The 12362-nt window shown below is 44.0% G+C and carries 6 protein-coding genes; 5 read left to right on the top strand and 1 reads right to left on the bottom strand.

Going from position 1 to position 12362, the window contains the following annotated elements; translation table 11 throughout:
* Positions 1-167: 167 nt before the first annotated feature.
* Positions 168-3683 carry a PAS-domain containing protein gene (locus MHM99_RS04365; RefSeq protein ID WP_239218317.1) on the bottom strand — a complete coding sequence of 1172 codons (3516 nt, stop codon included), beginning with the start codon at positions 3681-3683 and terminating at the stop codon, positions 168-170.
* 402 nt (positions 3684-4085) lie between these two features.
* On the opposite strand from MHM99_RS04365, the gene grpE reads away from it, so the two are divergent.
* The 5 genes from grpE to MHM99_RS04340 all read left to right on the top strand — a co-directional run bounded on the left by grpE (position 4086) and on the right by MHM99_RS04340 (position 12205).
* Positions 4086-4709: a nucleotide exchange factor GrpE gene (gene grpE / locus MHM99_RS04360; RefSeq protein WP_061485368.1), complete on the top strand. Its 624-nt coding sequence runs from the start codon at positions 4086-4088 to the stop codon at positions 4707-4709.
* A gap of 120 nt (positions 4710-4829) precedes the next feature.
* Positions 4830-6758 carry a molecular chaperone DnaK gene (dnaK, locus tag MHM99_RS04355; RefSeq protein ID WP_014948972.1) on the top strand — a complete coding sequence of 643 codons (1929 nt, stop codon included), beginning with the start codon at positions 4830-4832 and terminating at the stop codon, positions 6756-6758.
* 200 nt (positions 6759-6958) lie between these two features.
* Positions 6959-8089, top strand: a complete 1131-nt coding sequence (gene dnaJ, locus MHM99_RS04350; protein WP_014948973.1) for a molecular chaperone DnaJ — start codon at positions 6959-6961, stop codon at positions 8087-8089.
* A 311-nt stretch (positions 8090-8400) separates the two neighbouring features.
* Positions 8401-8886, top strand: a complete 486-nt coding sequence (locus MHM99_RS04345; protein WP_014948974.1) for a cytochrome c — start codon at positions 8401-8403, stop codon at positions 8884-8886.
* A 730-nt stretch (positions 8887-9616) separates the two neighbouring features.
* A complete protein-coding gene (locus tag MHM99_RS04340) occupies positions 9617-12205 on the top strand; it encodes a bifunctional diguanylate cyclase/phosphodiesterase (protein WP_239218307.1) in 2589 nt (862 codons plus the stop codon).
* Positions 12206-12362 lie beyond the last annotated feature (157 nt).

Here is a 12362-nt window from a genome sequence, read left to right as displayed (position 1 = left end):
TGTTTCCTTTTTGAAAAGGCATTTTTACAATGCAGCTCGTCGTGTTCAATCGATCTCCTTACATTCCTGTGATAGCGCAAAAGTAAAAAGTATTTTGATGCAAACCCACTACCAAAAGAAGATGAAATATTTATTGCCGTACTACAAATGCGATCACGAGTTCTCTATTAAACAAGCGATTGCTTTAGCAGTCGCTTAAGTGCCGCAGGCTTTAAGGGTTTTGGCAGGTAGCTAAATTGTTGCTCCGCTGCTTCTTCTCTTATGTTGTTACTTCTGTTGGCAGTGACTAGAATCTTTAAGGCAAAACTCACGTTATTTTCAGAAAGAATCGCTGCAACGTCAAAACCGGTTTCGCCATAATTTAGGTGATAATCGGCGACGAGCACATCAAAGTGTTCTTGTGAAATACTCGACACTTCTGCTCCGCCCGCTATCAATGTTGTACTCCCTCCCCAATCTCTCAGTAAGGTGCACATTGCATTTGCCACTTGCTCGTCGTTTTCTACAAGTAGAAAACGGGTGTCTTTTAAAAATGCATTGTTGTTTTTATTCGCTGAGTCTAAAGAGGGCATTTGATGGGAGTGCGAGGAGACAGGGCGAGAACGGCTGTCTAATGCGCTTTTTTGAACGCTTACTGAATTATTTGGCGCACTTGCTGAGTTCTTCGTTAATACCGAGTTATTAAAAGGAGAGTCAACATGGTTAGTGTTACTTACGTGCGCGGTGGGTATCGAGGCTTCGCTTTGAAATGCTCTAGATACAGCCACACTGAAGCAGCTTCCTTTATTTGGCGATGAAGTCAGCCCGACTTCATGACCGAGTAGTCGACATATCTTATCTACAATAGTCAGGCCTAATCCAATTCCTTCGCCTTTGTTGTTACTCTCTAGCTGGTGGAACTCACTAAATATTTCATGCTGTTGGTGATCGGCGATACCTAGTCCGGTATCGTAAACACAAAGCTTTATAACCTGCTCGGTATTTGTGACTCTTGTGCGTCTCACGCCCACCAAAATACGGCCTTTTGCGGTATAGCGGACTGCGTTGGACAGCAAGTTTTGAAGCACCCGTCGCAGTAGTACTTTGTCCGAGTACACCATAACTTTGGTCGGTACATACCTGAGCTCAATACCTTTTTGCTTTGCAATGACACTAAATTCCTGCACTAACGAAGACAACATATCACTGACTGGAAATTCAGTCTTTTGAGGGGTAAGTACGCCAGCGTCTAATTTCGTCATATCAAGAAGCATTGAAAGTAAGCTCTGCGCATTGTCCAAAGAATTTACCACGCCTTCAGATAGTGTGGCCAGTTCACTGCCTTGCGTCTTTTTGCTGAGCATGCTGGCAAATAATGTTGCGGCGTTGAAGGGTTGCATGAGATCGTGCCCAGCCGCGGCCAGAAATTTGGTTTTGCTCTCGTTAGCTTTGTCAGCGCGTTGTTTGGCTTCTTCTAATTCTGATGTACGTTGCGCAACCCTTGCCTCCAAGTCTTCTTTTGCACTTTCTAATTCTTTTTGAATTGCTATGTATTCAGTGATATCGCTATAGGTAGTCACGTAGCCGCCACCAGGCAGAGGCGCGCCATTAAGTTCTATCACTTTTCCGTCAGGCTGTTTGCGAATATGTTTATGACGGGTGCCTTCCAACATGTAGCTAACGCGCTTTTCGATAGATGAGGGGCTAAACAACCCCCGGTTTGCGTTGTAGCTAAGTATATCGGTAATGGCCATGCCCGCTTTTAGAAATCCTTTAGGGTAGGCAAATAATTCCACGTAGCGTTCGTTCCACGCCAGTAGCTGAAGTTTGTCATCAAGCACACTTATGCCTTGCTCAATGTTTTGCACTGACGATTGAAGTACCTCGTGGTTAAACTGAAATGACTGAGAAGCTTCTTCTACCCAGTCAACCAGTTCTGGAAAGCTATCGCTGCCTGTATCTGCTATGGCACCCAGTAATATACGAGCACTAGGTGCTCCTACTTGTGCAGCAAGCAACTTATTTACCCTGTCGATAAGCGCCTGACTGGCATAACCACTGCTAGCGGCGCGATTGACGTCAACTGATAGCTGCTTAACCAGTTGAGAGTGCGTGGCACTTTCGAGCACACGTTCGGTGAGTGCAATTAAGTCCCTCACTTTTACCAGTAAACGAGGTGTGTCGTGATCTGTGAGGAGCGTATCATTTGGCTTCATGCCACGTCTTGATGTAATCAATGCAACCGTAACGAATGTTAAGCAATTAGCCAATAAGGAAAAGGCAAAGCCCAAACCAAGCGCTTGGTCAGTGGGTGCTGGGTTGAAATAATAACTCGACAGTAAGCTTGGGTAGAGGAGGAATGCTGCCCAACATGTAAACCCTACCAATAAGGCGCAAATAGCGGCAGCTTTGTTGCTTTTCGTCCAGTAAAGACCAAACATAAGTGCAGGCATGCACTGTGCTAATAATGCTATAGCAATCACCCCGCTTTTAACCAGAGGTGCAGCCTGACTTATATTCAAGTGATACCAGAGCGCAATACTAAGTACGACCACAACGGTAATACGACGTATAGACAGTATTTTGTTTGGCTGCATTGAACGGTTGGGCGAAGCCTTTAGTCGCGCTTTTAGCCAAAGTGGCGTGACAACATTGTTCGAGATCATTATTCCCAGCGCCAAGGTTGCAACAATCACCATGCTGGTGGTTGCAGAAAGACCTCCTATGAAAGCAAATGACGACAGCGCGATATTTTCAGCATATAAAGGAAGGGCAAGCACGTAAGCATCAGAGCTCGTATCCACTGGCAGCAGCATTTTTCCTGCAAGTGCAATAGGAATTATAAAAAGGGTCATGCCAAATAAATAGAGGGGAAATAGCCACCTTGCCGTTCTAAGCTCTCCCTCACCGTTCTGCTCAACGAAGTTCATATGAAACTGTCGTGGCAAAACGAACATAGAACAAACGCCCAAAACAACATGTGATACATAAACCCAGGGTGCGCTATCAGCATAAATGACTTCTCGAGCACTGGCATTTGAAGCGGCGTTAGACACCAAATCCAACACACCATCAAACAGATAGAAGCAAACGAAAACACCTACAGCGCACAGGGCAACAAGCTTTATAACCGATTCAAACGCTATAGTAAGTAGCAGACCGGGGTGTTTGTCGGTCAAGTTGAGTGTACGGGTACCGAAGATAATGGCAAATAATGCGAGCAAGATAGCTACATAGATACTTAACCATGGCGTGCTTGTATGCGCGTCGTCAGTCAACAAGTTTATTGATTTCGTAATGGCGTCTAACTGCAGGGCAATGTAGGGCACTACACCGAAAAAACACAGTAAAGTGATAAGCGCGGCAATCAAGTGGGAGTGCTGATACTTAAGTGAGATGAGGTCTGCTAAAGAGCTGATGTTGTGTTGTTGACACAGTCTGCTTATATGAAGCACCACAGGAAACGCAAATGCCATAGTCAGCATAATCCCTAAATAAGTAGGGATGACTGCCCAGCCATATTGTGCTGCTTGCGAGGTAGTGCCGAAAAATGCCCAAGATGTACAATGCACGCCCAACCCAAGACTGTACAGTATTGGATGTTGCCGGTTGTCACGCAAACGCTTATCACCCCAAAATGCTAAAGCGAAAAGTGCGAGGAGGTAAAAACCAACAATAGTGCCAACCGTCCAAATACTTAGCATAGATATTCCGTCTCGTAGCGCTCGATGAGTTGAAATGGTAGTAGTGCGCTTTTCTCTGGAAATTACATTAACACGGTTTTTACACTCGTCACAGGTTCACGGAACAGGGCAGTAGATATTGGAGCTCTCCGGGCAAACAATAGGTTTAATGGCGGGGGGGATATGAACCTCATTTGAGCCGGAGTGAATATACCAAGGTTGAGCTTGGCGTTAGCGAATTAACATGAGTACGTTAGCCTCATTTCCCTACTTATAAATTTTTTAGCATTACATCCACAAAAATATTGTGGATACCCTTGAACACCTTAAATCTAGCCCCATAACTAAGCGCAACAGACTTATTCCCAATAATTTTAACGTTATTGGGCAATGCCTAATTAAGAAAAACGTTTGGAGGTAGGCATGAGCGATAATCGCGACGTGCAGGCAGAACAAGAAAATACAGTTGATCAAACTGTACAAAATGCTGAAGAAGCGCAAGTAGAAGCGTCACAAGCAGAAGGCGTAGAGCTTGATGAAAATGCACAACGCATTTACGAGCTAGAAACGGCACTTTCTGAGGCGCAAGCCACAATCAAAGAGCAGCAAGATGGCGTGCTTCGCGCGCGCGCAGACGCTGACAATGCACGTCGTCGTGCAGAAGGTGAAGTAGAAAAGGCGCGTAAATTTGCTCTTGAACGCTTTGCTGGCGAATTGCTTCCGGTTATCGATAACCTAGAACGTGCGATCGAAATGACCGATGGCGACAATGAAGCAGTTAAGCCGCTTTTAGAAGGTGTGGAAATGACCCACAAAACTTTCTTAAGCACTATTGAGAAATTTGGATTAAGCCTTATTGATCCGCAGGGTGAAGCCTTTAACCCTGATTTGCATCAGGCAATGTCGATGCAAGAAAGTGCAGACCACGAGCCAAATACAGTGATGGCTGTGATGCAGAAAGGTTATCAGATTAATGGTCGTTTGCTACGCCCTGCCATGGTTATGGTATCGCGTGCACCAAGCGGCGGTGTGGACACGCAAGCGTAAGTCACGCTTTTTGCGATAAACACACAAAAGTGTCAGTTTTTTTTACTGACATCTATTGAAAAGGCTGGGGAATAACCCCACTAAAAGTACAGAATTAAGAAACTTTTTCGGAGACACGAAATGGGTAGAATCATTGGTATCGATTTAGGTACAACGAATTCATGTGTCGCAGTTCTAGACGGCGACAAACCTCGCGTAATTGAAAACGCGGAAGGCGATCGTACAACCCCTTCAATCATCGCTTACACAAACGATGGGGAAACATTAGTTGGTCAGTCTGCAAAGCGTCAGGCGGTAACTAACCCGACTAACACATTATTCGCAATTAAGCGTCTAATTGGTCGTCGCTTTCAAGATAAAGAAGTACAGCGTGACATCGACATCATGCCTTTCAAAATTGTAGGTGCTGATAATGGTGATGCGTGGGTAGAAGCGAAAGGCGAGAAAATGGCGCCTCCGCAGATTTCTGCTGAAGTACTTAAGAAAATGAAAAAGACAGCTGAAGATTATCTTGGTGAAGAAGTTACTGGCGCAGTTATCACTGTTCCTGCTTACTTCAACGATTCTCAGCGTCAAGCAACTAAAGACGCGGGTCGCATCGCTGGTCTTGAAGTTAAGCGTATTATCAACGAGCCAACTGCAGCTGCTCTTGCCTACGGCATGGACAAAAAGCAAGGCGACAACGTTGTTGCAGTATACGACTTAGGTGGTGGTACGTTCGATATCTCTATCATCGAAATCGATGAAGTAGACGGCGAACACACCTTTGAAGTACTAGCAACTAATGGTGATACTCACCTTGGTGGTGAAGACTTCGATAACCGCGTTATCAACTACCTAGTTGAAGAATTTAAGAAAGACCAAGGTATCGACCTTCGTAAAGATCCGCTTGCTATGCAGCGTCTTAAAGAAGCCGGTGAAAAAGCGAAGATTGAGCTTTCTTCTTCACAACAGACTGAAGTTAACCTGCCATACATCACTGCTGATGCAACAGGTCCTAAGCACTTAGCTATTAAGCTTACTCGTGCAAAACTTGAGTCTTTGGTTGAAGACCTAGTTAAGAATTCACTTGAGCCGCTTAAGAAGGCACTAGCTGATTCAGATCTTTCTGTAGGCGACATTAACGACATCATCCTAGTTGGTGGTCAAACTCGTATGCCGCTAGTACAAAAGTACGTGACTGAATTCTTTGGCAAAGAGCCACGTAAAGACGTAAACCCTGACGAAGCAGTTGCAGTAGGCGCAGCAATTCAAGGTGGCGTACTGTCAGGTGACGTTAAAGACGTACTACTTCTAGACGTTACACCTCTGTCTCTAGGTATCGAGACTATGGGTGGCGTGATGACTGTGCTTATCGAGAAGAACACGACAATTCCAACGAAGAAGTCGCAAACGTTCTCAACTGCTGAAGACAACCAGTCTGCGGTAACAGTACACGTACTACAGGGTGAGCGTAAGCAATCAAGTGGCAACAAGTCTCTTGGTCAGTTCAACCTAGAAGGTATTCGTCCAGCAGCACGCGGTGTACCGCAAATCGAAGTAACATTCGATCTTGATGCTGACGGTATCCTACACGTGTCTGCGAAAGACAAAGACACAGGTAAAGAGCAGAAGATCACTATCAAAGCCTCTTCAGGCCTAAGCGATGAAGAAGTAGAAAAAATGGTAGCTGACGCGGAAGCGAATAAAGAGTCTGATAAGAAGTTTGAAGAGCTGATTCAAGCGCGTAACCAAGCTGACGGTATGGTTCACGCCACACGTAAACAGCTTGAAGAAGTTGGCGATGCACTAAGTGCAGAAGACAAAGCGCCAATCGAAGAAGCACTTTCAGCACTTGAAACTGCAGTTAAAGGCGAAGACAAAGCGGACATCGAAGCGAAAACGCAAGAGCTTATCCAAGCATCTAGCAAGCTGATGGAAGCGGCGCAAGCTCAGCAAGCTGCAGCCGGTGGCGCAGAAGGTGCAGAGCAGCAAGCATCTTCTGGTAAAGCAGACGATGACGTTGTTGACGCTGAATTCGAAGAAGTGAAAGACGACGACAAGAAGTAAACTGTTGTGTCAGGCCCGTTACTTAGCATGTTAGCGGGCCGTGTAAGCAGTTCAGGCGCAGCAGGAATTTCTTGTTGCGCCTTTGTTGTGTAAATGACTTGGCTTTATTGAATGTGTGTTCAGGTTATTTTCACAACAGTCAGATGTAGATTCGATGAGCATAAAATGCTTATCGACAAAAAGTAGGATATGTAAACGATATGTCGAAACGAGACTACTACGAAGTACTCGGGGTAGATAAAAGCGCAGGCGAACGCGAAATTAAAAAGGCGTATAAGAAGCTGGCGATGAAATATCACCCTGACCGTACGCAAGGCGATAAAGGCCTGGAAGATAAATTTAAAGAAATCCAGGAAGCCTACGAAATTCTGTCAGATTCGCAGAAACGTGCAGCATACGACCAATATGGCCACGCGGGAGTAGATCCTAACCGTGGTGGCGGTGGCTTCGGTGGTGGTGCCGATTTCGGCGATATTTTTGGTGATGTATTTGGTGATATCTTCGGCGGTGGCCGAGGAGGTCGTCAATCTCGCGCACGTCAAGGTTCAGACCTCCGCTACAACTTAGAGCTAACGCTTGAAGAAGCGGTTCGTGGCAAGAGCGTAGATATTCGCGTACCAACTTTGGTCGAGTGTGAAGTCTGTGATGGTTCTGGTGCGAAGAAAGGCTCTTCACCTAAGACTTGTCCAACCTGTCACGGCAATGGCCAAGTTCAAATGCGCCAAGGTTTCTTTGCTGTTCAGCAGACTTGCCCAACGTGTTCGGGCAAAGGCAAGATCATTGAAGATCCTTGTAACAGCTGTCATGGCCACGGTCGTAAAGAAAAGACTAAGACCCTTAACGTTAAAATTCCAGCTGGCGTAGATACTGGTGATCGTATTCGTCTATCAGGCGAAGGTGAAGCTGGGGAGAACGGTGCACCTCCAGGTGATTTATACGTTCAGGTCCACGTACGTGAGCACGATATCTTTAAGCGCGATGGCAACAATTTGTACTGTGAAGTACCGTTAAGCTTCACTACGGCAGCCCTTGGCGGCGAGCTAGAAGTGCCAACGCTAGATGGAAAAGTAAAACTGAAAATCAGCCCTGAAACGCAGACTGGCCGAATGTTCCGTCTACGTGGTAAAGGTGTTAAATCAGTGCGAAGTGGTGCCATGGGCGACTTAATGTGTAAGGTTGTGGTCGAAACACCAGTAAACTTATCATCTCGCCAAAAAGAACTACTTCAAGAGCTTGAAGAGTCGATGGGTAAAGCGTCAAGTAAGCACAGCCCGAAAGCGCAAGGCTTCTTTGACGGCGTTAAAAAGTTCTTTGACGATTTAACGAACTAATTGCTTAGTAGTACATACTTTATTTGAAAGCCCTCAGTTGAGGGCTTTTTTATTTTTGAAAGGCATTTAAACGCGCTCTTATGAGGGGCCAATTATCTATGCAGATTGGTATTTGTAATAGAAAGTGCTCACTTTAAGAAGGAAAGGGGGAGTTAGTCTTTTCTTTACTTACTTTTACCGCTAAAAATCTTGCGCATCATCCGACTATTCGTCACGATAACCCAAGTATCGGGACTTTTAGCTTGTTGATTACAAGGCTTAAAAGCCCGTTTGAGACCAATGAATAATATTTACCTAACAAGGGAACAGGCATGAAATTTTCAAGTAAATTGCTACTGAGCGCTGCCACGGCAGGCGCAATCTTATCAGGCTCGGTATTAGCTGCTGACGTGACAGAAGCAACGTCAGAAAAACACGCGGGAGCTGCAACACAATATCGCCAGGCCGTTTTTCAGTTAGTACGCAGTAACATGGGACCGTTAGGTGGCATGGCAAAAGGTGCTCTACCATTTGACGAAAGCGTTATGGAAACAAATGCCGTACGTCTAGAACAACTTGCTGACATGATGGGCGATTATTTATCAGTTGATACCCGTAAGTTTGACGTTGAAACTGGCGCAAAAGATGAAATTTGGGAAAATTTCTCAGATGTAGAAAAGAAAGTGATGGCACTTAAAACGGCAGCGCAAGGGCTTCAAGCAGCTGTTAAAGCGGGTGATGAAAGCGCGTACAGAGGTGCAATCGGTAAAATTGGTGCAAGCTGTAAATCATGCCATGACGACTATAAGAAGGACTAGCCCAAGCTTGTTTTTCAACACGTGAAAGCGCTCTAATATCGGGTCAGTAAGAATGTGCCTATTGCATTTTACTGACCCAAAACCTCGGTTAATACTTCGATGTGTTAATTAGTATTTTATAATTAAATCATATAGATAAATTGAGAATGGCGCTGAAGCGCAGACTCGCAACCTTCCTCAAACAGCAGTGTACTTTTTCGTCCAGGGCTTTGTAGGTAATAAGCATCAGGCATCGCCACACACTACGTTTCAATACCCGGATTGCGTGTACCGCAAAATATATCAATGAATAGCGGGCCAAAATGGCGGAATTAGTATCTCCGTTTAGCGATGTCGGCAAACTGTTTCTAGCGCGCTAAGCTCAGTAGTGTTAGATCCTGTTCAGATAAAAGAGCTCGCAAGTACTATCCCGGATTTCAAATAGTTAATTCGTAATAATAAGAACTTTCCGCGGGTTCGAAACGTTTCAATGGGTTTTTGCTGGAAATTTGTACAATTCTTGGCTATGTTAAACACTCAGGCTTGGCGATAATTTTCTTCGACTGAAGGTACGCGTTTAGGTCCCCAATCTTCGCAGGTCCTGCTTTTAAAAAATATAAAACAGCTCGTAGACAACTGAAACAGCAAAACTTGTAACGCGCTTAAAACCACGACACAACTTTTCATCCTTTTATTGTCGTGCTGCTATCGTTTGTGCTGAATTCGAAGAGATATCAAAAGGTTTGCTTAGATGGATTTACGCAGTGAACGCATGTTGTCAACCATGCGCACAACACAGCAAAACATTTCTGTGTTGCTCAATGAAAGTCGAACGAAAACAGAGGCTCTGTGTATATTACTTGCCTCGGTAAACCCTAGCAATGGAAGAGCAACGGTATTATCTTGCGACGTAAACCACCTATCATTAGAAGCCGAGAGTGTTGTTTTTCCTTCACATGTATTGCTCATGCTCCCGCTTACACCTTTGAGCGCTCCAATACCTTGCAAAGATTTTATCTTTCCCCCTTCACTCGAACATTATGCTGATAGCTATGTAGTAGTTGCTACCGTGCGAGATATGCAAAATGAAGTATTGGGTGTTGTTCTCACTTTTGTACGCCACAGTGTATTGAGCCCTCTACAACATACATTGATAGATATTACGCGCCAAAAAGTAGAGCTTAGTTACCAATATGAGCTGGCGCGTCATCCCTATTCAGACAAGTTATCCGAACAGCTTGCCTTGTTAGAAGAGGTGAGTTCAATTTCTAAAGTGGGCGCGTGGGAGATTGACAGATTCACAGGCGTACTTTCTCTGACTGAGGTGATGAAAGCCTTATTAGGCTTACCTCGTGTAAAAAGCGTCGGCATTAATGAAGTGCTCGATATGCTTACCTCGAGTGATAGAAGAGACTTAAAGCAGCGCGTTTTTAAAGCGCTTAAAGAAGATAGAGAGTTCGTGAAGCACTTTGAATTTCACGACAAGCAAGGTCGCAGAAAAAGTATAAAACTAACCGTGTTCTTACAGGTTCAGCGAGGAAATGCTAGCGGAATTAAATTAACCCGGCTTTATGGCGCAGTGCAGGATGAAACGGAAATACAGCGTCTATCGGATTCACAACATAACTACACAGATTATCTGACCAGTTTATTGAATAATGTGGATAGCGTGGTGTTAAGCATAGATGAACATGGCACTATTCTAACTGCAAATGAACGCGTTTATTCTGTATTAGGCTTTGAGCCCGAAGAGCTGATTGGCCAAGATATAAAATTAATATCAACCAAGGTGCAAAATACCGATGCGCCTTCTTGTTTCATAAACATACCAGCGGGTTTAGCATGGTGTAGCGAAAATGGCTCGGTAAACGAATGTCTTCGCCATAAAAATGGTAAACGTATTGCCTGTGAAGTTAATTTGTCGAAATGCTCTGTACATAATCAACAATTAATTATCGCCTCAGTGCGCGATATCACTAATCAAAACCACGAAATTGAGCATTACAAACAACTCGCTTTAATCGATACGGTGACAGGTCTTCCGAACTTACACCAATTTGAGCGATACCTTGGCGATAAAGCTCATGACGACAAGTCATCTAAACCATTTGCCATGTTTATGCGCGTTGCTATCTGTAACATAAAAGAATACGAAAATGCGTTTGGGGAGCCAACGATAGATTATATTCTGAGAATTTTGGCCAGTCGCTTCATTCGCATATTCGAAATTAACAAGCGCAATTCAGCCAGTATATTCAAATGTGAGAGAGGTGCTTTTTATATTCATCTTCATCAATATTTTAGTGAAGAAGCACAGTCTCTAAATGCTGCACACGATTGCGCTATTCTTATCCACGATCACGTGCTAGCGCCAATAACCCTGCACAACAGCCTCTTAAATATTGAAACGCAAACCATAAGTTGCACGGTTCCAACAAAGCATTTTTCGTTTAAAAAGATAAAAGAACTATTGTCGAGAAAACCTTTAAGAGAGGTAAAAAATACTTCTACTTTTAAGTCGGAGCACGAGTATTTTCATGTTAATGCAAGTGATATCGAGCGGTACAATTACATTAAACACTCTCTGAGCAGGGCTATTTCTAACAACGAGTTATATATTGAGCTTCAACCTCAATACGATGCAACGAAGAGCCTTATAAGCTCAGAGGTGTTGTTAAGGTGGAAGCATCCTCATATGGGTACAGTAAGCCCTTCTGAATTCATTCCTATTGCCGAAGAGAATGATTTTATTGCTGAACTCGGGCTGTGGGTGTGTAACGAAGCCTGCGGGTTACTTAGTGAATGCCAGTCAAAGAAAATTAACACTAAGTTGTCTGTTAATATCAGTGCAAAGCACTTAGCGCGAGCTGATTTTGTGAGTAAGTTCGTAGCAATAGTAAATAAGTGGCGCGTGTCACACAAAAATTTAACTCTAGAGCTCACTGAAGGTGCATTGATAAGAGGGGTGAGCGTTATTCAACGTCGCGTTAGAGAATTAGCGGAACAAGGGTTTAGTTTGTCTATCGACGATTTTGGTCTTGGTGACTCAAATTTAAATTATCTTCAAGATTTGCCAATTACCGAACTGAAAGTAGACAGGGTATTTGTCGAAGCGATGGAAGGCTCGCAGCAAAAAACATTATTAGTTACAAGTATTTGCAACATGGCCAAAGCGTTACACATAAATACCGTAGCTGAGGGAATAGAGACAACGGGTCAATTAGATCAAGCTAAGGCATGTGGTTGCGGAGCATTTCAGGGATATTACTTAGATAAACCCATGAGTGTAGGTGATTGGAAAAGTAAAATTAGTGAGAAGCAATATAAAGAAGGTAGTTAACCCTACGCAGTCGAGGGCTTATTCAAGTATGCGTTGAAACAACCGCTTCGATACCTCTTGTTATCAAATGGACATACAAAGTTTAAATTTATGTAAATCAATTTGTTAGTCGATCTACGCCTGAAGTCTTATTAGTAGATGTCATGTAACTATCGTA

Source organism: Alteromonas sp. MmMcT2-2, assembly GCF_022348305.1.
Taxonomy (GTDB): domain Bacteria; phylum Pseudomonadota; class Gammaproteobacteria; order Enterobacterales; family Alteromonadaceae; genus Alteromonas; species Alteromonas macleodii.
Note: the sequence above shows the minus strand (reverse complement) of the source record. Positions and strands in the feature narration are given on the sequence as shown.